The 20,244-nt window shown below is 61.4% G+C and carries 19 protein-coding genes and 1 pseudogene; 13 read left to right on the top strand and 7 right to left on the bottom strand.

Annotated features, from left to right (window positions below):
- Positions 1 to 120 precede the first annotated feature (120 nt).
- Complete coding sequence (locus ACE3PH_RS07395; RefSeq protein WP_374317435.1) at positions 121 to 459, top strand: ArsR/SmtB family transcription factor; 339 nt, start codon at positions 121 to 123, stop codon at positions 457 to 459.
- Between the two features lie 9 nt (positions 460 to 468).
- On the opposite strand, the gene ybiB is transcribed toward ACE3PH_RS07395, so the two are convergent.
- The 4 genes and pseudogenes from ybiB to nirB all read right to left on the bottom strand — a co-directional run.
- Positions 469 to 1,401, bottom strand: a complete 933-nt coding sequence (ybiB, locus tag ACE3PH_RS07390) for a DNA-binding protein YbiB (protein WP_374317433.1) — start codon at positions 1,399 to 1,401, stop codon at positions 469 to 471.
- A 42-nt stretch (positions 1,402 to 1,443) separates the two neighbouring features.
- Positions 1,444 to 4,266: a molybdopterin-dependent oxidoreductase gene (locus ACE3PH_RS07385; RefSeq protein WP_374317431.1), complete on the bottom strand. Its 2,823-nt coding sequence runs from the start codon at positions 4,264 to 4,266 to the stop codon at positions 1,444 to 1,446.
- Between the two features lie 82 nt (positions 4,267 to 4,348).
- Positions 4,349 to 5,155, bottom strand: a complete 807-nt coding sequence (locus ACE3PH_RS07380) for a type IV pili methyl-accepting chemotaxis transducer N-terminal domain-containing protein (RefSeq protein ID WP_374317429.1) — start codon at positions 5,153 to 5,155, stop codon at positions 4,349 to 4,351.
- 54 nt (positions 5,156 to 5,209) lie between these two features.
- A pseudogene (nirB, locus tag ACE3PH_RS07375) lies at positions 5,210 to 6,865 on the bottom strand (nitrite reductase large subunit NirB); the annotation flags it as partial.
- Between the two features lie 212 nt (positions 6,866 to 7,077).
- Here nirB and ACE3PH_RS07370 point away from each other — a divergent pair.
- The gene (locus tag ACE3PH_RS07370; protein WP_374317427.1) at positions 7,078 to 8,808 is read left to right on the top strand and encodes a protein kinase; all 1,731 of its coding nucleotides are present in this window, start codon (positions 7,078 to 7,080) and stop codon (positions 8,806 to 8,808) included.
- Between the two features lie 64 nt (positions 8,809 to 8,872).
- Here ACE3PH_RS07370 and ACE3PH_RS07365 read toward each other — a convergent pair whose 3' ends face one another.
- Positions 8,873 to 10,114, bottom strand: coding sequence for a nitrate/nitrite transporter (locus tag ACE3PH_RS07365; RefSeq protein WP_374317425.1), 1,242 nt, complete (start codon positions 10,112 to 10,114; stop codon positions 8,873 to 8,875).
- A 180-nt stretch (positions 10,115 to 10,294) separates the two neighbouring features.
- Here ACE3PH_RS07365 and dcd point away from each other — a divergent pair, with 180 nt between their 5' ends.
- The 4 genes from dcd to ACE3PH_RS07345 all read left to right on the top strand — a co-directional run bounded on the left by dcd (position 10,295) and on the right by ACE3PH_RS07345 (position 13,127).
- Positions 10,295 to 10,864 (top strand): dCTP deaminase, encoded by a 570-nt coding sequence (gene dcd / locus ACE3PH_RS07360; RefSeq protein WP_374317423.1) that lies wholly within the window; start codon positions 10,295 to 10,297, stop codon positions 10,862 to 10,864.
- Positions 10,865 to 11,147: 283 nt separating this feature from the next.
- Entirely contained in the window at positions 11,148 to 11,513 is a 366-nt protein-coding gene (locus tag ACE3PH_RS07355) for a DUF1801 domain-containing protein (protein WP_374317421.1), read from the top strand.
- 76 nt (positions 11,514 to 11,589) lie between these two features.
- Positions 11,590 to 12,453, top strand: a complete 864-nt coding sequence (locus ACE3PH_RS07350; protein ID WP_374317419.1) for a 3',5'-nucleoside bisphosphate phosphatase — start codon at positions 11,590 to 11,592, stop codon at positions 12,451 to 12,453.
- Positions 12,454 to 12,500: 47 nt separating this feature from the next.
- Positions 12,501 to 13,127 carry an L-threonylcarbamoyladenylate synthase gene (locus ACE3PH_RS07345; RefSeq protein ID WP_374317416.1) on the top strand — a complete coding sequence of 209 codons (627 nt, stop codon included), beginning with the start codon at positions 12,501 to 12,503 and terminating at the stop codon, positions 13,125 to 13,127.
- Here the strand turns inward: ACE3PH_RS07345 and ACE3PH_RS07340 are convergent.
- A complete protein-coding gene (locus tag ACE3PH_RS07340; RefSeq protein ID WP_374317414.1) occupies positions 13,088 to 13,507 on the bottom strand; it encodes a glutaredoxin family protein in 420 nt (139 codons plus the stop codon). The genes ACE3PH_RS07345 and ACE3PH_RS07340 overlap by 40 nt on opposite strands.
- Positions 13,508 to 13,533: 26 nt before the next feature.
- Entirely contained in the window at positions 13,534 to 14,175 is a 642-nt protein-coding gene (gene plsY, locus ACE3PH_RS07335) for a glycerol-3-phosphate 1-O-acyltransferase PlsY (protein WP_374317412.1), read from the bottom strand.
- Between the two features lie 156 nt (positions 14,176 to 14,331).
- On the opposite strand from plsY, the gene ACE3PH_RS07330 reads away from it, so the two are divergent.
- The 7 genes from ACE3PH_RS07330 (at position 14,332) to rpsU (ending at position 20,175) form a co-directional block, all read left to right on the top strand.
- Positions 14,332 to 15,066 carry a hypothetical protein gene (locus ACE3PH_RS07330; protein WP_374317410.1) on the top strand — a complete coding sequence of 245 codons (735 nt, stop codon included), beginning with the start codon at positions 14,332 to 14,334 and terminating at the stop codon, positions 15,064 to 15,066.
- A 49-nt stretch (positions 15,067 to 15,115) separates the two neighbouring features.
- On the top strand, positions 15,116 to 16,216 hold the full coding sequence (locus tag ACE3PH_RS07325) for an AI-2E family transporter (RefSeq protein WP_374317408.1): 1,101 nt from the start codon (positions 15,116 to 15,118) through the stop codon (positions 16,214 to 16,216).
- A 5-nt stretch (positions 16,217 to 16,221) separates the two neighbouring features.
- The gene (locus ACE3PH_RS07320; RefSeq protein WP_374317406.1) at positions 16,222 to 16,971 is read left to right on the top strand and encodes a DnaA regulatory inactivator Hda; all 750 of its coding nucleotides are present in this window, start codon (positions 16,222 to 16,224) and stop codon (positions 16,969 to 16,971) included.
- On the top strand, positions 16,968 to 17,636 hold the full coding sequence (locus ACE3PH_RS07315) for an HAD family hydrolase (RefSeq protein WP_374317404.1): 669 nt from the start codon (positions 16,968 to 16,970) through the stop codon (positions 17,634 to 17,636). Before ACE3PH_RS07320 ends, ACE3PH_RS07315 begins: the two co-directional genes overlap by 4 nt.
- Complete coding sequence (pcnB, locus tag ACE3PH_RS07310; RefSeq protein ID WP_374317403.1) at positions 17,633 to 19,216, top strand: polynucleotide adenylyltransferase PcnB; 1,584 nt, start codon at positions 17,633 to 17,635, stop codon at positions 19,214 to 19,216. The genes ACE3PH_RS07315 and pcnB overlap by 4 nt, the downstream gene beginning before the upstream one ends.
- The gene (gene folK, locus ACE3PH_RS07305) at positions 19,209 to 19,724 is read left to right on the top strand and encodes a 2-amino-4-hydroxy-6-hydroxymethyldihydropteridine diphosphokinase (RefSeq protein WP_374317401.1); all 516 of its coding nucleotides are present in this window, start codon (positions 19,209 to 19,211) and stop codon (positions 19,722 to 19,724) included. The genes pcnB and folK overlap by 8 nt, the downstream gene beginning before the upstream one ends.
- 238 nt (positions 19,725 to 19,962) lie before the next feature.
- On the top strand, positions 19,963 to 20,175 hold the full coding sequence (gene rpsU, locus ACE3PH_RS07300) for a 30S ribosomal protein S21 (RefSeq protein ID WP_009551973.1): 213 nt from the start codon (positions 19,963 to 19,965) through the stop codon (positions 20,173 to 20,175).
- Positions 20,176 to 20,244 lie beyond the last annotated feature (69 nt).

Here is a 20,244-nt window from a genome sequence, read left to right as displayed (position 1 = left end):
AGTTGTTTGCTGTATTATTAACTAAACAGCTAAATAGTCAATAAGCCAATTGACTAATCCGTGCAGATGGAAGGACGTTCGGGCATCATGACGACCTTACCCGATCAAGTGTGTTCCAGCATGAAGAGTTTGCCCCCCGAGGCCCTGGTGCAGGTGGCGTCGTATTTCCAGGCGCTGTCTGAGCCCACCCGGCTTCAGATCCTGAACCTGCTGCGCTCAGGCGAGCGCAATGTGGGTGAGCTCGCGCAAGCATGCGGATACACCTCGGCCAACATCTCCAGGCATCTGTCGATGTTGACCAAGCATGGTCTGGTGGCGAAGGAGGCGCGTGGTACAGCGGTGTACTACCGCATTGCCGACGACTCGGTCTACGCGTTGTGTGACTTGGTGTGCGGCAATCTGGCGCGCCATTTCGAAGACGCAGCGCGCCAGCGCAATGTGTTCATCCAGCCGGAGTGAACGAATGCGTCACGCACGCAGGGTCTGGGTCAGACAGTCTGCTTGTGTGGCAATGGCTGCCGGCAAGGGCTTGTTGCCAGCCAATACGGCGTGGATATAAGCGGCGGTTGTCGCCGCATCAAATTGTTCGGGCAGGTCTGGCAGGGTGGTCAACACGCCTTCTTCCGGCGCACGCGACAAGGCAGCATGGCGCTCACCATCGACAAACACCTCGAAACGAGGCTGTCTGCGGGCATCGGCCACGGGTTCGCCTTCGGTGCCGCGCATGAGCAGGGCTGTCGCGCCCACATGCTGCAGATAGCTCGTCAGTGAGTCTGCGTACTCGGGGTGAGTATGGTTGACCACCCGAACAGCGCGTTGCCCGGGGGCAACTGGTATGGGGCTCAGCAACTTGGCGACTGTGTGACCAGGGTTGCGCAGGCCGATGGTCCAGCGGACGTCCAGCAGACGGGCCAACCCCGGGCACAGGGTGGCGGTATCCATGAAGACGGGCCGACCTGCCTGCCATGCCTGTTCCACATCGGCAGCCGTCGATGCCTGGGGCCAGCCCAGGGCCGCAAACACCTCGGCTGTGGTCACCCGCGTGGGGTCTTTTTTCATGCCATGCACCAGCACGCGCACCCCTCGTCGGGCCAGCTCGGCCGCGAGCAAAGCGGTCAGGTTGGGCAACTTGCGTGCGCCGTTGTAGCTTGGCAGGATCACCACGCCATCGGCAGCCAGGGGCAGGCTGATGCAGCGTTCGTGGACAGCGCGGACGAAGCCATCGAGCTCCTCGGCCGACTCTCCTTTGATACGCATGGCCAGACAGAAGGCACCCACCTCAAGGTCGGTCACCTTGCCGTCCAGCACCTGGGTAAACAGATCGTAGGCCTGGTCGGCAGACAGGGGGCGGGCGCCTTCCTTGCCTCGGCCAACCACCTTGATGTAGGCAGCAATGCTCATGGTCAGTTTTCGCAGAGTTGCCTGATTATCAAGGTGACTGGCTCAAGCAGCCTCTTTGGCCGGATGAAGCTTGATCAATTTCTTCAGTTCCGGCACGCATGAACCGCAGTTGGTGCCGCACTTGAGTTCGCTTTGCAGCGTGGCCAGACGTTGATCCGCGCTGCCATGGCAGAACTCCAATGTGCTGATGATCACGGGCTCCGTCACATTGAAGCAGGTGCAGACCTGACGCCCTCGAGACGCCGTGGCCACCGGTGGCGAGGCACCCGGCACGAGCAGGGCACGCCCAAATTCGTCCGCAGGTTGTGCATCCTGCAGCAGTGGGCGAATCCATGCTTCGGCGCTGATGTCACCTGTCAGCAGGAACGCCTCCAGCATCTGGCCGTCGTCGGTCTGGTGCAGGCGCATGGTGCGGCGTTGCCCTGCAGCGGGGTCATCGTAGACCAGCAGGTCTGGGCCAGCGATGCCCAGCAGGCCTTCAATGCGCTTGACCAGGGCGGGTGCTGCAGGCGTGGCAGATGCGGCCCGGAACAGCACGCCGACGACCTGGTGGGCATCCGACTCGCGCCCGAAAGGTACACAACTCGCAAACGAGAAGCTCGGCATCAGGTTGCGCAAGTCGTTCTGCACACGCAGGGCTTCGTCCTTGGGCAACCAGGCCAAACCAACCAGACGCCACGGCAGGTCCGCCTTGGCAATGGTGACAGCTGCATTTTTCAGCTCAGGTTGGCGCGATTTGGCACAGGTCAAAGGCAGCGTCAGGGTATTGACGCCGCAGCGCACTTGCCCTTGGGCATCGTGCCCTCCCAGAAACTCCTGGCCCCAGTGCATGGCCATGAAGGATTGCATGGGGGCGATGGCATCGCTGGGCTGTGCCGTGACCACGATATCGCCACGTCGTGCAGTGACCTGAACCAGATCACCGGCGGCAATGCCTAGGCGGGCCATGTCTTCGGCGTTCATGTCGATCACAGGCTCGCTGACATGGCCGAACAGGCGTCCCAGATTGCCCGTGCGGCTCATGCCGTGCCATTGGTCACGCAAGCGCCCTGTGTTCAGCGCGAACGGAAAGTCTGCGCTCCGCTCTTCCGCCAGGGACTGGAGCGCCACTGCAGCAAACTGAGCCTTGCCGCTCGAGGTGGGGTAGACCCCATCGGCATACAGCCGCAGGCGACCTTGCGTGGCACCTTCCGGCATGGGCCACTGCTGGGGCCCTTGGCCTTCCAGTATGTCGTAGCTCAGGCCTGTGATGTCGAGGTCACGGCCTCGGGTCGACTCGCGGTGCTCGTTCCAGATGGTCTCGGGCTTGTCATAGTTGAACAGCGACTCCACCCCCGGGAGGTAGTGGCGAGTGAGGTCCGGCATGGCGATCTCCAGCCGTCGCGCAAAGTCGCTGAGGATGTCCCAGTCATGGCGTGCCTCGCCCAGCGGGGGCAGGGCGGGGCGCACCCGGCTGATGCGGCGTTCCGAGTTGGTCACCGTGCCATCTTTTTCACCCCAGGTGGTGGCAGGCAGCAGCACGTCCGCGTAGGCACAGGTGGCTGTGGTCGCAAAGGCTTCCTGCACAACCACGAACTCAGCGGTTTCCAGCGCCTGGCGAATCATGTGCTGATCAGGCATCGACTGCGCCGGGTTGGTGCAGGCTATCCACAATGCCTTGATCTCACCACGGGCCGCAGCCTGGAACATTTCAACGGCGGTTTTGCCCGGTTTGGCAGGCACGTCGCGCACCTTCCATAGCGCAGCGACTTCAGCGCGGTGCTCGGGCTTGCTCAGGTCCCGGTGGGCGCTCAGCAGGTTGGCCATGCCGCCCACTTCGCGGCCACCCATGGCATTGGGCTGACCTGTGAGCGAGAAGGGGCCTGCACCTGGCTTGCCAATCTGCCCTGTGGCCAGGTGCAGGTTGATCAACGCCGCGTTCTTGTGTGTGCCACTGGTGCTCTGGTTGAGCCCCTGGCAGTACAGCGACAAGGTGGGGGTCGATCGGCCAAACCAGCGGGCGGCCTGGATCAGGTCATCTCGGGCAATGCCGCACACTTGAGCCACCGTCTCGGGGTCATAGTCGCGTACAAGGGCTTCCAGCGCATCAAACCCTTCCGTGTGCCGGGCTATGTAGGCGCGGTCCACCAAACCTTCTGCCAGCAGAATGTGCAGCATGCCGTGGAACAGCGCGATGTCGGTGCCAGGCTGAATTGGCAGGTGCAGGTCGGCCACTTCGGCTGTTTCCGTCCGACGGGGGTCAACCACGATGAGCTTCATCGAGGGATTGGCCTCGCGGGCAGCTTCAATCCGACGGAACAGGATCGGGTGGGCGTAGGCGGTGTTGGAGCCCGCAATGAAGATGGTTTGCGCGTGGTCGAAATCTTCGTAGCAGGCCGGTGGCGCATCTGAGCCCAGCGTGATCTTGTAGCCGGCGACTGCACTGCTCATGCACAGGCGGGAGTTGGTGTCGACGTTGTTGGTGCCAATCAGGCCTTTGACGACCTTGTTGAGGACGTAATAGTCCTCCGTCAGCAACTGGCCTGCGCCATAGAAACCAACTGCACTGGGGCCGTGTTCACGGATGATGGCCGCAAAGCGGGCCGTGACCTCGGCCATGGCCTCATCCCATGAAATGGCCTCAGGCTGGCCGCCACGGGTATCCCGGCGCATGGGCGAAACCAGTCGATTCTGCTTCTGGATGGACTCCGCAGCAGTCAGGTGCAGCGTGCTGCCCTTGGTACACAGCCTGCCGAAATTGGCCGGGTGATCAGGGTCACCCTTGATATTGATGATGCGTCCCGCAGAGGACTCGATCAGAACCCCGCAACCCGTCCCGCAGTAGGGGCAGGTGGCGCGCGTTTCGGTTGTGCCGATCGAACTCATGGGTGTCCTTTTAACGTGGGTTTCTCAGCGAGCGGGCCGCCTCGTCGTGCGGGCAGCCCTGTGTTGTCGTTTGATCGGGATATCAGGCCAGTTTGCTGTACAGGCTGGTGACCTGATCCATCAACTGCAAGATGTTTTCGCTGGTGGAGAACACCTCGGCAGCGCGACGCGAAGCGCTGCTGCTGGGGTCGTTCAGCCGGTTCAGTGCATTGTCAAAGAAGATCCATTGCTGGCTGGCAATACCCAGTTCCTGTTTGATGGCATTGGTGGCTTCTGGTGCGTTGCTGAGCGTCTGCAGGGCTGTTGAAAACTCCTGGCGGGCGGTGCTGAGCTCCTTGGCTGCCTCTGGCACATTCACACCCCAACTTTGGCTCAGGTAATACTTGGCCGTGCGTTGCGACAGCATCCGTTGGCGGCCAGCCAGGTTCACCAGATGGCCCGAGCTCTTGCCCGACACCTGCTCGAGTTGAACGGTTCCTTGTTGTGCCAGTTTCAGCACCTTGGTGTCGAGTTGGATCAGGCGGTTGGCGTTGGCCTTGTCCGGGGCCGAACCAACCAATGCCGTCTTGAACTCGCTCCACACCTGATCGAGCTCTGTGTAGGTGTTTTTGATGGCATCGCTCGGGGCATAGACCTTCAGCTCTACCAACTGGCGGTCAAACAGGGCCATCGAATCATTGAGCACCTTTTCCGCGCGGGTCGCCTCGATACCTTGCCCCATGGCCAGCCAGGCCTTGGCCATCCGTTGTGACAGCATGCGCTGCCGACCTGCCTTGTTGATGGCCTCGTTGATGCTGTTGATGCCGGCCAGAGCTGGCAGGGCTGGGACGATCAGAACGCTTCCCAGTGCGGCCTTGAGCACGCCGCGACGCGACAGGTTGAACTGCATGATTGACTTCCTTTTACTCAGCGGTTTTGTGATTCAGTGCACGGGCTCGTGGGCCAAGAGCTTCTGGACCGGGTCCTGATGGACCTCTGTGGGCCAGATCTCATCCAGACATTCCTGGATGATCGGTCTGCAGGTGGCGCAGCCACATGGCGTGCGCCAGCCCAGCATGATGCGAACTTCGGAAGCGCTGTGCAGCGCCTTGTCCCTGATGGCGCTGCGAAGTGCGCCCTCGGACAGGCTGGTGCAGCCGCACAGTGCGGGCTCAGTCAGTTCATCACTGGCCTGCGTGGCCAGTTCCAGCAATTTGTCGACTACCCCGGCACACGAGCCGCAGCCTGTCGACGCCTTGGTGTGGGCGGAGATCTCCTCGCGGGTCATGAGCCCATGCTGATCGATGGCCGTGCAGATGGTGCCTTTCGTGACCCCGGCACAGCGGCAGACCTCGTCGTCAGCCTGGAGCGTCAAGGCCTGGCGCAGGTGCTCTGCTTCCGTGTCGTTCTGGGTCGGCTCACCAAACATCAACTGGTTGCGGAGCTCGGAAATGTCCCGCCCTTCGCGAATCAGGTGGAAGTAATAGCTGCCGTCGACGGTGTCGCCGTACAGACACGCACCCACCAGCTTGTTGCCCTTGAGGACCAGTTTTTTGTAGACGTGGGAGAACGGGTCCGACAGGGTGATCGACTCCGTATCTGCATTCCCCATGAAATCGCCTGCCGAGAACAGATCGATCCCGGTTACTTTCAATTTGGTCGATACCTGCGAGCCGACATAGCGACCAATCCCGTAGAGAGCCAGGTGGTTGGCGCACACCTTGGCCTGATCGTAGAGCGGCGCAACCAGACCATACGCAATGCCACGGTGGGCAGCACATTCGCCCACGGCATAGACGCGCGGGTCGGTCACGGTCTGCATGGTGTCGGTGACCACAATCCCCCGGTTGCACAGCACGCCGGCCTTTTCAGCCAGGGTCGTATTCGGGCGGATGCCTGCAGCCATCACGACCAGGTCAGCAGGTATTTCCAGGCCATCTTTGAAGCGCACTGCCGCAACTTGGCCACTGGCATTGCCAATCAGGGACTCTGTCTGGGCGTTCAAAAGGAACTGCAGACCGCGCTCTTCAAGTGAGGCCTGCAGCATCTTGCCGGCCACCTCGTCGAGCTGTCGCTCCATCAGCCACGGGCCGATGTGCACGACGGTCACATTCATGCCGCGGACCTTCAGACCGTTGGCAGCCTCCAGGCCCAACACACCACCACCGATCACCACCGCATGGGTATGCGTTTGTGCGGCCTCGATCATCTTGTTGGTGTCGGCGATGTCTCGGTAGGCGATGACTCCGTTGAGCTCCTTGCCTGGTACCGGCAGGATGAAGGGAAATGACCCGGTGGCCAGCAGCAGGCGGTCGTACTCTGCCGTGGTGCCATCTTCGGCGGTCACGACGCGCTTCACACGGTCGACGCTGACAATCTTCTTGCCGAGATGCAGGCGAATGCCGTGTTCCTCGTACCAACTGACCGGGTTGAGGATGATCTCGTCGATGGTCTGCTCGCCAGCCAGGACGGGCGACAGCATGATCCGGTTGTAATTGGGGTGAGGCTCGGCACCGAAGACGGTGATCTCATAGAGATCTGGTGCGACCTTGAGCAGTTCCTCAAGTGTGCGCACGCCGGCCATGCCATTGCCCACCATTACCAGGCGCATCTTCTTCATGGCGAAACTCCGCAGCGGGATATCGAAATAGTTATGCGCGATATCAAGCAAGAACGAGGCCAAATATGAGTCTTGCGCACCATATTGGGATCCTGTCCGAATTGCTAGGCCATTGCTTGTTTGTCGGCCAGCAAATTGCTTCTGTCTTGCACCTCCGGGCGGCAACGCACGCTCGTGGTGCATAAAACGATACGCTGAGAACGGTTGATCACATGAGTTTTGACATGGACGTGGGGTTTGCCAGCGAGCAAGGCCCCCGCGACAGGCTGGAAGATTTCGCCGATGTGGTGCGGCCTGCGCCCCACGAGGAGGCGTGGGGGGTGTTGGCCGCTGTGGCCGATGGCGTGTCTACCGGCGGCCTCGGTCTGGAGGCGGCCCAGAGTTCCGTGCTGGGGCTCCTGTCCGATTACTACGCGACCCCCGCCACCTGGGACACCTCGGTGGCGCTGGACCGTCTGATCGGTGCGCAAAATGATTGGTTGCTCGATCACAATCGCCGCCGTCAGGGTTTGAGCGGCCAGCAAGGGGCGGCGGCCATGACCACGCTCACGGCCCTGGTGTTGCGTGGGCACGGGTACACCGTGGCACACGTCGGCGACAGCCGCGCTTACCTGATCCGCGGTGGCGAGTGCGTGCAACTGACCACCGACCACACGCTCGGCCAGGGTGAGTTTCAAAACGGACTCACGCGGGCACTGGGGCTGGATGTGGGGGTGCGCATCGACTATGTCGATGGCGACCTGCAGATAGGCGATGTCTTCGTCCTGACCTCAGACGGGGTGCATGGGTACCTGAAGCGCAAGCAGCTTCTGGCCTTGGCCAGCCAGGATGATGCAGCCAGAGCCAGCCGTGATCTGGTATCGGCCGCATTGGCCAGTGGTGGGCGAGACAATGCCACGGCATTGGTCATCCGGATCAAGGGGCTGGCTTCGGCACAACTGGAGGATGCCGAGCGCCGTGGGCGGCAGCTGCCGGTTCCTTCGAGGTTGCAGGCTGGCGACCTGATTGACGGCTATCGGGTCAGAGATGCCGTGTTCAGCAACGGTGTGCACCGCTTGTACCGTGTGGAGGATGAGCGGACGGGCGGCCTGTTCGCCCTCAAGACCCTCCACGAATCACGTGCCAGTGACCCGGAAGAGCGCAGCATGCTGGCCCACGAAGCCTGGCTTGGGGCCCGGGTGACCGAGCGTGATGCCGTCGGCCTGGTCAAGGTCGTGGAGCCTGCGGCGCCCAGCGCCTTCTACGCCTTGTTTGAATGGCATGCGGGCCGGAGTCTGGCCGACTTGCTGGCTGCGGAGGAGCGTTTTGATGTGCCCTATATCGTGGCTGCGATGCAGGTCATCACCCGTGCGGTCGGTCGGCTTCATCAGCACGGCGTCATCCACCGCGACATCAAGCCCGACAACTTGCATCTGGGTGACGACGGGCATTGGCGGCTGCTGGACCTGGGGGTGGCCTTGTCGGGCAAGGAGCCAGCAGCACTGAGGGAGTTGCATGCCGGTACGCCCAGCTACATGAACCCTGAGCAGTGGAGCGATGATCCAGTCAAGGCGAAGGTCAGCAGTCAGAGTGACTTGTTCGCCCTGGGCGTGACGCTCTACCAGTGGTTGACCGGGCGCTTGCCCTATGGCGAGGTGGAGCCCTATCAGACAGGGCGGTATCGCCGCGATCCCATCGCACCCTCGCGCCTGCGTCCGGATGTGCCGATCTGGCTCGACAACATTGTGCTGAAGGCCGTCGCTCGTGATCCGGTGCAGCGCTTCGAGACTGCTGAAGAAATGCTCCTGGCACTTGATCGAGGCGCATCTCGCCCCTTGCTTGCGCCGCTGGCCAGCCCGCTCCTGGCGCGCGACCCTGCTGCTGTCTGGAAGATCGGCTTGGGCTTGTCTGTGCTGGTCAATGTGTTGCTTGTCTACTGGCTGCTTTTCTTGCCCAAGGTGTGAGGGCCTTGTTAATAAAAAAAGGGCGACCCCAGGGTCGCCCTTTTGCATGGAACCGGCGTTGGCCTCAGCGGCCTTGGTAGGCGGCTGCCGTGGCACCGGTGGTGCGGGCGCGGCCACCCTTTTCGGCCCAGGTGCGGGTCCAGCGGATTTGCATCACACGCAGCATCAGCAGGACGATCACCCCCAGCGCAGCAAACGCCAGGAAGCCGTAGAAATAGGTGCCAAAGTGCTGTTTGGATTGCCCCATCGCATTGGGAATGAAGCCGCCACCCAGGGCACCCAGCTCCCCGATCATGGAGCCGGCCACCGCAGTGGTCAGCGGCCAGCGCAGCGGCACCAGCTGGAACAGGGCACCATTACCTGCGCCGAGCGCACCAAAGCAGAACATGAACAGCAGGGTCGTCAGGGCCAGTTGCTCGCCCATCGTGCCGCAAATGACGAGGGACACGATCACCATCGCCAGCACGGCGGTCAGTGCGTTCACGCCACCCCAGCGGTCCGACATCCAGCCGCCGACCACGCGCGTGGCGGAGCCCATCAGTGTGGCCAGCATGGTGAGTTGCCCGGCTTCCACCTTGGTGACCTTGAACTGGTCATAGAAATAGGTGGGCAGGAAGTTGGCCAGACCAATGAAGCCACCGAATGTGATCACGTAGATCAGGCTGAAAGCCCAGCCATCTTTTTCGAACAGGCAGGCAATGTGTTCGCGGAAGGTCTGATGTTCGCGGTCAGGCGGCTCCTTGGCTGCAATCGCCATCACGATCATCGGGATCACCATCGTGAAGGCGGCCAGACCGTACACAGTCTGCCAGCCAAACTTGGCTGCCAGCGGCGGGGCGAACAACACCGCCAGCACCGTGCCACTATTACCAGCACCGGCAATGCCCATCGCCAGGCCCTTGTACTTGGGTGGAAACCAGCCCGAGCCCAGCGACAGGGCGATACCGAAGCTGCCGCCGGCGATGCCCAGCAGGACGCCCATGGTGATCACGGTGTCCAGTGAGTTCACGAAGAAGTAGCCATATGCCAGGGCCAGGATGATCAGGCCCATCTCCACCAGAGCTGCGCTCTTGCGGCCAATGTATTGCGAGAGGATGCCCAGGGGGAAGCGCATCAGGGCGCCGGCCAGAATGGGTACCGACACCATGAAGCCTTTTTGCGCGGGGCTCAGGTGAAATGTTTCACTGATGAACGGTGCCATGGCGCCGTTCAACACCCAGATGGCAAAGGTGAAGTCGAAGTACAGGAATGAAGCGAACAAAGTCGGGGCATGACCCGACTTCAGAAAGGTCTTGAAGTTACTCATCGATGTCCTCAGCGTGTTGGCGCACCTACTTGGTGTGCGCTTGATTTGCATCGATGAATAAGCAAACTTTATGCCCGAAACGGGTGCGATGCACCAATGTGAATCTTGCTGACATCAGGGTGCATCGGGGGTAAACGCTCGCCAATCTGTGACAATCACGCCTGCACATCAGGAGATTTCATGAGCATCAAGTCAGACCGCTGGATTCGTCGCATGGCCGAAGAGCACGGCATGATCGAGCCGTTTGAGCCGGGCCAGATTCGCCATTCGGCAGATGGTCAGAAGATCGTCAGCTATGGCACTTCCAGCTATGGCTATGACATCCGTTGTGCACCCGAGTTCAAGGTGTTCACGAACATCCACTCGACCGTGGTGGACCCCAAGAATTTCGACGAAAAGAGCTTTGTCGATATCCACAGCGATGTGTGCATCATCCCGCCCAACAGCTTTGCACTGGCGCGCACCGTCGAGTATTTCCGCATTCCGCGCAATGTGCTGACCATCTGTCTGGGCAAGAGCACGTATGCGCGTTGCGGCATCATCGTCAACGTGACACCGTTCGAGCCTGAGTGGGAGGGGTATGTCACCCTCGAGTTCAGCAACACCACGCCGTTGCCCGCCAAGATCTATGCGGGCGAGGGCTGTGCGCAGGTCCTGTTCTTTGAAAGCGATGAGGTCTGCGAGACCAGTTACAAGGATCGCGGCGGCAAATACCAGGGCCAAATCGGTGTGACTTTGCCTAAGACCTGATGATCATCTGACTTCTGTGTGATTTCACCCGTTAAAAAGCCGCAAATGAGCGTCTTTTTGGCGGTCACGTGCTGTCCGCTCAGTACCGGGTGATTACGTTCGGTTACGATTGGCGCATCAGCGTGAGGTACCGGCAGGTACCGGAACACTGCTCACTGCAAATCGGGCAAATCGATCTGCGTACATGTTGAGTGTGCGCTGCGCGGCACGGTCCGTGTGCCGCGAAGAGGGCGGGGTGGGCAGTCGCGCCGCGAATCGTGCCCAATCCTGGTTTGTCTTCGTCATGCGTCGTCCCCTGCAGTCACCCGCTCTTGTCAACGCGTTCTTCGATAGTCTTCGTCCTGAACAGCGAGACACGGCTCAAGCCATTCAGCAGGCGATCCTGTCTGCTGCGCCACAGCTTCGTCAGGAAGTGAAGTGGGGCAATCTGTGCTTTGTCAATGACCGCGACAATGTCATGGCGATCGTCCTGTACAACAAGAACGCCCATCTGCAGATTTTCAACGGGGTGCTCTTGTTGAGCGACTTCCCCGAGCTGGAGGGGGCAGGCCGCGGTATGCGGCACCTCAAGATGCGGTATCGGCAGGCGGTGGACGAGCAGTTGATCAAGGATCTCACCACAGCATGCCTGAGGGCCTGGGGGCGTTGACACTGCCCGTGGGGTTATTGGCGCAAGCCGTGCGTAAGACACGGCTGGCTTCATAGAATGGTCGCATACTTCTGCCATGACCATGCATCTCCTCAATGCCGATCTCCACTGCCACTCGAACGTTTCCGACGGGACGCTCACGCCTGAGCAGCTCGCGGAGCGCGCGCGTCTCAATGGTGTCGATCTGTGGGCGTTGACGGACCATGATGAGGTGGGTGGCGTCCAGCGGGCCAGGGCGGCTGCGGCTGCGCAGGGCATGCTGTTCCTGTCTGGCTCCGAGGTGTCCGTGACCTTTGCTGGCAAGACGGTTCACATCGTCGGGCTTGGGTTTGACCCATATGACGAGGCTTTGCAGCGTGGTCTGGAGCACACCCGCGGCGGACGTGAGCGCCGGGCACGCGAGATGAGTGATGACCTGGCCAGGGTCGGTATCAAAGGGGCCTATGAAGGGGCGTTGCGCTATGTGGGCAATCCGGACCTGATCTCGCGTACCCATTTCGCGCGCTATCTGGTTGAAACCGGTGTGTGCAGTGAGACGCATGAGGTGTTCCGCCGCTTCCTGACGGAAGGCAAGCCAGGCTATGTCGAACACCGTTGGGCGACCTTGTCCGATGCCGTTGGCTGGATCGTCGGTGCCGGCGGCGTCGCCATCATTGCCCACCCAGGGCGATACGATTTCACGCCCAACGAGGAGTACGCGCTCTTCACCGAGTTCAAGGCATTGGGCGGGCAGGGGGTTGAAGTGGTTACCGGCAGCCACACGGCTTCGGAATACGTGAAGTACGCCGACATGGCCTGTGAGTTTGATCTGCTGGCCTCGCGTGGATCCGACTTCCATGACCCGGGTGAAAGCCACATTGACCTCGGGCGTTTGCCTGACTTGCCTGGTCGTGTCACCCCCGTATGGGAAGCGCTCGAACAGCGCATCCTGCACCCCTGAGCCAGGAAAACAACGCCGGCTTTGGGTGAGAGGTGTAGTCTCAAGCCATGGCTCAATATTTCGAAGTTCATCCGGTTCAACCGCAACAGCGTCTGCTCAAGCAGGCTGCGGAATTGATCCACAAGGGTGGTGTGCTGGCCATCCCGACCGACTCCAGCTATGCGCTGGTTTGCCATCTGGATGACAAGGCCGCTGTGGATGCGCTGAGGCGCATCAAGGGGGTTGATGAGCGTCACCTGCTCAGTCTCCTGTGTCGGGACCTCTCCGAGCTGGCCAGTTATGCGATCGTCGACAACAAGCAATATCGCTTGCTCAAGCTGGGCACACCGGGGCCTTATGCGTTCGTGCTGGAGGCCACCAAGGAAGTGCCGCGGCGGGTATCGCATCCATCGCGGCGCACCATAGGTCTGCGTGTGCCCGAGCACCCCGTGACGCAGGCGCTGCTGGAGATCCTCGGGCAACCTTTGCTGGCTTCGACGCTGATCATGCCGGGTGAGGAAGACCCCCTCAATGACCCGCAGGAGATCCGCGCGCGGCTGGAAAAGCTGGTGCAGGGCATCATCGATGCGGGTGCGTGTCCGGCTCAGCCTTGTACCGTGCTCGACCTCTGCGGGCCTGAGCCCGAATTGATCCGTCAGGGGCGGGGCTCACTCGACAGACTGGGGCTGGCCTGACGGCTGTTGGCTGGTGTTGTCTCGACAAGCAGCCTGACCCACTCTGGGTCAAAACCCAGGTGCCAGGTTTGTCTCACGCGCAGCAGCGGCACCCCTGGCGAACCCTGAACCGCATAGTCGTGCTGGCACCGCTGCTGGCTCTCGATGGGGCACTCCTGCCATGGGATGGCATGGGTTGTCAGCCAGCGTTTGGCTCGAGCGCAGAAGGGGCAGTCTGCGGTTGTGTAGATCACGATGTCGCCGGGTTGCACGCTGCGTTGCAAGGCGCGAATCGTGTCCCGCTCCTGCCACCAAGACCAGCCTTGGCTGAGGCACCAGGTGCTCAGGATCAGTGCGGCGAGCACCCACCACTGGCGCATTGGTCGGGTGTTTCGGGCCACGTTGGGCTCAGTGGTCGCGGTGCGGATCAGGCGCTTGGGCCGGCTTTGGCAGCCTTTTGGCCCAGTTTGCTTTCCTGACCAGCCAGCAGCTTGCGGATGTTGGCTTCATGGCGCCAGATCAGCAGGGCGCTCATGATGATGACACCGATGGTCATGCTGTTGAATCCCCAACCGAGATACTGGATGACGGGTGCGGCCAGAGACGCAGTGAGGGCAGCCAGCGAAGAGTAGCGAAACGCCACGGCCATCACGATCCAGACCAGTAAAACGAGGCCACCCAGTGCCGGCGCAAAACCCAGCAGGACGCCTGCTGCGGTCGCGACGCCCTTGCCGCCCTCGAACTTGAAGAAAACCGGCCACAGGTGGCCAATGAACGCGCCCAGGCCGACGACGGTAGCCAGTGTCACGTTGCCATGGAGTTGCATCACCGCGAAAACGGGCAGATAGCCCTTGAGTGCATCGAACAGCAAGGTCAGGACTGCTGCGCCTTTGTTGCCGGAGCGCAGCACATTGGTCGCACCAGGGTTGCCCGAACCATAGGTACGGGGGTCATCCAGGCCAAACAGGCGGCTGACGATCACGGCAAACGAGAGCGAGCCGATCAGGTAGGCCACGACAGCGCCAATGACCAGCAGGAGTTGAGGGGCGAACGAGTGAGTAGCTTCCATCTGAAAATCCGGGGCAGGGCGCCAGATCGGCGCCAACAACAACAGGGCGCCAGTGTAGTGGCACCCGAATCGGTGGCACATGGGTTTATCCCATGGTTTCGTTTGTGAAGTATTGCCCACAATCGCCGCCTTGGTCCTTATGCCGAGAGCCGATTCATGATCAGTATTCAACGCGCAAAATTCTGGCAACACGCCTGGTTCGCTGCCCTGGTGGGTGGCGCCGTGGTCGGCCTGCTCGTCTGGTGGCTGCAGACGCATGCGGACACAGGCTCAGGCAATGTGCTTGTGACCAGCGGCGCGGCGGGGCCATCTTCAACCGCCGAATCGGCCCCGGGGGCTGGTCGGCTTGACCCTGTCGTGCTGTCGGATGGCCGGCCGTCGGACTTCACGGCCGAAGAATGGCGAGCCTTGAAGGAGGCCTCAGCCAGCGAGGCACGACCTGAGGCCGAGTTGCAGCGCCTGCTTACTTATGTCCGGTTTCAGAAGCGGTTTGCGCTTTGGCAGTCCTTGAAAGACTCGGCGGATGTGGCTCAGAGGCGTGCGTTGGCCCAGCAGTTGCTGAACGATCTGCCACAACGGCTGGCTCAGGCCGAGGTGACTGGGGGAGAGGCTGAAATGCTGGCGGCTGCACTCATCAGTGACGTCGAGCCCGACGAGGCTGCCCGGCGCCAGCGCATGGATGCCTACCGATCAACGCTGCTGGAGGCGGTGCCGCAGCCAGATAAGGCTCAAACTGATCGCGAGGCACGCCAATTGGCTGAATACAAACGCAGAGAAGCCGCCATCGTGGCTGAATGGCAGGCGCGCCCGGTCGGCATGCGTGATCAGGCTGCGCTGGAGCAGTCACTGGAAGATGCACGCAGGGCGATTTATCGAAGCGATGCACGTTGACGTTTTACGACGGTGATATGGGGTGCCAGGTCGATAGAATCGGCCTGTGATGTTTCCAATCAGTTCGACACTCCTGCAACGCTGCTTGACGGGCCTGCTCATCGCAGGCCTTTTGGCTTTGGTGTGGGTGAATTCTTCCGTGCTGTTGCCGTTCCTGCTGAGCTTCATCCTGGCGTATGTGCTCAAGCCTCTGATCGAACGCTCGGTAGACAAGCGTGTACCCAGGGCCCTGGCCATAGCCGTGTGGCTATGTCTGGCCTTGCTGCTGACGCTGGTTGTGGTCTTGCTGCTGGTGCCGATCGTGTCTCAGTTGGTGCCCATGCTGCGCAGCCAGGTGCCGCCGTTGCTGGAGCGGCTGTGGGCTGTGCTGGCCCCCTGGCTCATGCAATGGGGGGTGCATCTGCCCGCCTCCATGGCCGAGGCGCGTGTCGTGGTGATGCCCTGGGTGGCGGATCACGCAGGGCAGTGGGCTTCAGCGTTCCTTGATTCCTTCTTGTCAGGAAGCAGCAACATCATGGCCGTGCTGGGCAACCTGGTCCTGGTGCCCATGCTGGCCTTCTATTGGTTGCTTGATTGGAGTCGCCTGACCCAGTTGGGGTGGGGCCTGTTGCCACCACGCTGGCGCCCTGGTTTGTCTGACGTGCTCGATGAGTGCGATGACGTGATGGGCCAGTACCTGAGAGGGCAGTTGCTGGTGATGCTGGTGCTCGCCATGTTCTACAGCGTGGGCCTGGCACTTTGCGGGTTCCATCTTGCCTTGCCGATTGGCGTGTTCACCGGCTTGGCTGTGTGCATTCCCTACCTGGGCTTTGGCGTCGGGCTGGTACTGGCCTTGCTCAGTGGGGTGCTGCAGTTCAGTGCGGCAGGCGGCGCTTTGCTGCAGCCTGTCCTGTCTGTCGCCGTGGTGTATGGCCTGGGGCAGGTCCTGGAAGGCTTTTTTCTGACGCCTCGCCTGGTGGGTGAGCGAATTGGCCTGCACCCGCTCGCTGTGATTTTTTTCTTGATGCTGTTCGGGCAATGGTTTGGCTTTGTGGGCGTGCTGGTGGCGCTGCCCGTCAGCGCCTTGCTGGTGGTGCTGGGGCGTCGTGCCTTGATGATTTACCGCGCCAGCTTTTTGTACCAACGGGCCAGTGACTCGGTGCAGGACTGACCGTCATGATGGTGTCGTCTGTGGCGCAAGGCATGCGCCAGATCCCGCTTGATCTCGGACCGGTTTCCCTGCCGGGCCTGGATGATTTTCTGCCTGATGGCAACGGGCAATTGCTGGACTGGCTGCGACGCTGGCCGCAAGGGGGGGATGAGTCGAGCACAGGCCGCTTGCCTTCAGCCTACCTCTGGGGCGCTGCAGGTGCAGGCAAGACCCACTTGCTGCGTGCCATGGTGCCTCGCGCCTTGGCCATGGGCTATGGCGTGATCTGGATCAGTGGTCAGGGCTGCCAGATGTGGGACGCCGATGACCCCATGGCGCCGTCGCTGGCTCTGATGGACGACTGCGAGCAACTTGATGAACAGATGCAGCACCTTGCGTTCAATCTCTTCATCGAATGGGCGGCTGGCTCGGGTGGCGGCGCGCAAGGTGGGGGTGTATCCATCATTGCAGCCGGTCATGTTCCGCCAGTTGATCTGCCCGTGCGCGATGATCTGCGTACCCGGCTAGGATGGGGGCAGATCTTTGCTGTGTCCGCGCTGGGTGAGGACGGTGTGCGCACCGTCTTGCAGGCCGAGGCACAACGCAGAGGGATGGCACTGGCTGACGGGGTGGTGTCCTACCTGTTGAGCCATTACAGCCGTGATCTGGCTTTTTTGATGGGCCTGCTGGACCGCCTTGACCGATTTGCTCTGGCTGAGCACCGTACCGTGACCGTGCCCCTGCTCAAGCAGATGCTGGCACTGGAGAACCCATGAATCTTTGCCTTTTTGACCTCGACCACACGCTCTTGCCGCTGGATTCGGACCACGAGTTTGGTGAATTTCTCATTCGCATCGGGCTGGCAGACCCTGTGAGCTACCGTTCGCGCAATGACGGGTTCTACCGTCAGTATGTCGAAGGCACGCTGAAACTGTCCGAGTACATCGAGTTCACCACCAGCATCTGGCGTCAGTTGACCCCAGTCGAGCAGCAGGCCCTGCAGGCGCGCTTCATGGATGAGGTTATCGTGCCTGCCATCCAGCCGCAAGCAGTGTCGTTGGTGCGGCAACATGAGTCACAGGGCGATCTGGTGGCCATTGTGACGGCCACGAACGAATTCGTGACCCGACCCATTGCCCAGGCTTTTGGTGTGCCGGAATTGCTGGCTGTCCGACTCGTCAGGGATAGCATGGGGCGGGTGACGGGTGAAATTGATGGCGTTCCGTCCTTCCGTGAGGGCAAAATCACACGTGTGGAACAATGGCTGGCTGAGCGCCAGCTGAAGCTGGGTGATTTCCAGCGGGTCAGCTTCTATAGCGACTCGCCCAACGACCTGCCTTTGCTGGAACTGGCCAGCGACCCGGTTGCCACCAATCCCAGCCCTGCGCTGGAAGCCATCGCCACAGACCGTGGCTGGCGCATTCTTCGTCTGTTTGCATGATCAAGACACTGATTCACAAGATCCTGGGCAAGAGCCAGGGCAAGACCGCCCGTGCTGGCGGTAAGCCGGCGGCCTCGCGGGCGACATCGCGCATTCCGGTGGGCAAGCGGGTGGAAGTTCCAGCCAGCGAGCATGGCATTGACCCTCGGCTGGTGGACGACCGCGCCCGCAAGGTGGTCGAGACGCTTCAAAACGCGGGTTACGAGGCCTACATCGTGGGCGGTGCCGTCCGCGACCTGCTGGTTGGTTTACGCCCCAAGGATTTCGACGTGGCGACCAACGCCACGCCCGAGCAGGTCAAGGGCCTGTTCCGGCGCGCCTTCATCATCGGGCGACGCTTCCGCATCGTGCACGTGGTCTTTGGCCGGGGGCGCGAGAACGAGGTCATCGAAGTCTCCACCTTCCGGGCCTACCTGGATGCTGATGCAGCCGAGCAGGTGAGTGGCAACGAAAAGACGTCCAAGCATGATCTGGCGGGCAAATCCCATGTGGTGGATGCCAGTGGCCGTGTGCTGCGCGACAACGTCTGGGGCCCTCAGGATCAGGATGCGGCCCGTCGCGACTTCACCATCAATGCCATGTATTACGACCCCACGACCCAGATCGTGGTGGACTATCACGGTGGCATCAAGGATGCCAAGAAGCGTGTGATCCGCATGATCGGCGTGCCAGACGTGCGCTATCGCGAAGACCCGGTGCGCATCATCCGCGTGGTGCGCTTTGCGGCCAAGCTGGGCTTTGAGCTTGAAGCCAAGACACGTGAACCGCTGCAGGAGATGGCCGCGCTGTTGGCCAATGTGCCGCAGTCGCGCATGTTTGACGAGATGATCAAGCTGCTCCAGACAGGGCATGCCCAGGCGTCGCTTGACCAGTTGCAGAAGCTGGGCCTCGACCGCGGCGTTTTCCCGATTCTGGATGCCGTGTTCGACGAAACGCGCCGTCACCCAGGGCGAGATCAGTTCGTGCGCCTGGCCTTGAATGACACAGATCGACGTGTCGCCGAAGGCAAGCCGGTGGCACCCAGTTTCCTCCTCGCTTGTCTGCTGTGGCATGACGTGCTCGATCACTGGAAGCGCAATGTGGCGGCAGGAGAGCCCAATTTCCCGGCATTGCAAACGGCCATCGACACGGTTTTCAACGCCCGTATAGGCGACATTTCTGGTCGAGGCAAGCTGGCGGCCGACATGCGCGAGATCTGGAGCATGCAGCCTCGCTTCGAAAAGCGTGTGGGCAGTGGCCCTTTAACCCTGGTCGAGCAGCCCCGGTTCCGCGCTGGCTTCGACTTCCTGCGTCTGCGTGCGCAGTCGGGTGAAATCGAGACCCAACTGTCGACCTGGTGGGAAGCGTTTTCGATGGCGGACATGCCAGAGCGGCGTGATCTGATGGAGCAGGCCCGCAACCAGGAGTCGGCGCGTCGGGTGCAGGCAGCGCGTCGACCTGCCGCGGTTGCCGCGACACCGTCTGATGAGGACGCTGTGGATTCCACCGCGCCTGCCGCCAAGAAGCGTCGTCGGCGTCGCCGCAAGCCGACCGAGGGCGGGGCAGATCCTCGTCCGATCGGGGGTGATGCGGGTGAGTGAGTGTTTTTCTGCCGGCCCCGCCCGTTTTCGTGCCTACGTCGCCTTGGGTGCCAATCTGGGCGCCACCTACGACAACCTCCGCCTGGCACTGGTCGAACTGGATGAGCTGCCCTGGACATCCCTGGAAGGGGTGTCGTCGTTCTACGTGACCAAACCGGTGGGCACCGACGGGCCAGACTATCTGAATGCCGTTGCCGCCGTACAGACCGCCATGGGGCCGCACGAGTTGCTGTCGGCGCTGCTGAGCATCGAGTTGATGCATGGCCGCGAGCGGCCGAAGCCTCTGGCACCGCGTACGCTGGACCTGGATTTGCTGTGGATGGCCGGAGCCGAGCGCGATACGCCGGCTCTGTCTTTGCCTCATCCGCGCATGAACCAGCGGGCGTTTGTGCTGGAGCCATTGGCCGAATTGCTGGCTCAATTGCCACCCGAAAAGACCGATCCAGTGCTGCCTGATGCCGCTTATCGCGCGAAATTGGCAGTTGAGCAAGGCATTTCTCTGGAATAACACTGAAAATCGGGGTAGAATCGCAGGCTTTGTTGGTGGGTCAATTCGAGTTTGATGCCAAAACATCTGACCGATTGATGCATGCGCGCAGGCGGTACACCTCGTGGGGCAATGCCCGTTTCCTCCGCGGAAACCGGGAACGGGCCCTGGCCCGGGTGGTCTGCAACCGGCAGCATGCGCAAGGCACGTCAAGTGTCATCGACCCAGTGAATGCATTCATACAGAAAGTGAACCGTACATGACGACCATCCGTGTCAAGGAAAATGAACCGTTTGACGTGGCCCTGCGCCGCTTCAAGCGCACCATCGAAAAGCTGGGTCTGCTGACCGAACTGCGCGCCCGCGAGTTCTATGAAAAGCCGACTTCTGAGCGCAAGCGCAAGAAGGCCGCTGCCGTCAAGCGTCACTACAAGCGCGTGCGCAGCATGCAGCTGCCCAAGAAGCTGTACTGATCAGCTTCTTTGTTCCAGCCGGTGCGGCGCAAGCCCCGGCCTGAAACTGACAACAAGCCCGCGCGGGGA

Source organism: Aquabacterium sp., assembly GCF_041909175.1.
Classification (GTDB): Bacteria; Pseudomonadota; Gammaproteobacteria; order Burkholderiales; family Burkholderiaceae_C; genus Aquabacterium.
This window is presented reverse-complemented; position numbering and strand designations above follow the sequence as displayed.

Coding starts and splice junctions, on each gene's coding strand:
- ACE3PH_RS07395 (WP_374317435.1), top strand. CDS start 121: ATGAAGAGTTTGCCCCCCGAGGCCCTGGTGCAGGTGGCGTCGTATTTC.
- ybiB (WP_374317433.1), bottom strand. CDS start 1,401: ATGAGCATTGCTGCCTACATCAAGGTGGTTGGCCGAGGCAAGGAAGGC.
- ACE3PH_RS07385 (WP_374317431.1), bottom strand. CDS start 4,266: ATGAGTTCGATCGGCACAACCGAAACGCGCGCCACCTGCCCCTACTGC.
- ACE3PH_RS07380 (WP_374317429.1), bottom strand. CDS start 5,155: ATGCAGTTCAACCTGTCGCGTCGCGGCGTGCTCAAGGCCGCACTGGGA.
- ACE3PH_RS07370 (WP_374317427.1), top strand. CDS start 7,078: ATGAGTTTTGACATGGACGTGGGGTTTGCCAGCGAGCAAGGCCCCCGC.
- ACE3PH_RS07365 (WP_374317425.1), bottom strand. CDS start 10,114: ATGAGTAACTTCAAGACCTTTCTGAAGTCGGGTCATGCCCCGACTTTG.
- dcd (WP_374317423.1), top strand. CDS start 10,295: ATGAGCATCAAGTCAGACCGCTGGATTCGTCGCATGGCCGAAGAGCAC.
- ACE3PH_RS07355 (WP_374317421.1), top strand. CDS start 11,148: ATGCGTCGTCCCCTGCAGTCACCCGCTCTTGTCAACGCGTTCTTCGAT.
- ACE3PH_RS07350 (WP_374317419.1), top strand. CDS start 11,590: ATGACCATGCATCTCCTCAATGCCGATCTCCACTGCCACTCGAACGTT.
- ACE3PH_RS07345 (WP_374317416.1), top strand. CDS start 12,501: ATGGCTCAATATTTCGAAGTTCATCCGGTTCAACCGCAACAGCGTCTG.
- plsY (WP_374317412.1), bottom strand. CDS start 14,175: ATGGAAGCTACTCACTCGTTCGCCCCTCAACTCCTGCTGGTCATTGGC.
- ACE3PH_RS07330 (WP_374317410.1), top strand. CDS start 14,332: ATGATCAGTATTCAACGCGCAAAATTCTGGCAACACGCCTGGTTCGCT.
- ACE3PH_RS07325 (WP_374317408.1), top strand. CDS start 15,116: ATGTTTCCAATCAGTTCGACACTCCTGCAACGCTGCTTGACGGGCCTG.
- ACE3PH_RS07320 (WP_374317406.1), top strand. CDS start 16,222: ATGATGGTGTCGTCTGTGGCGCAAGGCATGCGCCAGATCCCGCTTGAT.
- ACE3PH_RS07315 (WP_374317404.1), top strand. CDS start 16,968: ATGAATCTTTGCCTTTTTGACCTCGACCACACGCTCTTGCCGCTGGAT.
- pcnB (WP_374317403.1), top strand. CDS start 17,633: ATGATCAAGACACTGATTCACAAGATCCTGGGCAAGAGCCAGGGCAAG.
- rpsU (WP_009551973.1), top strand. CDS start 19,963: ATGACGACCATCCGTGTCAAGGAAAATGAACCGTTTGACGTGGCCCTG.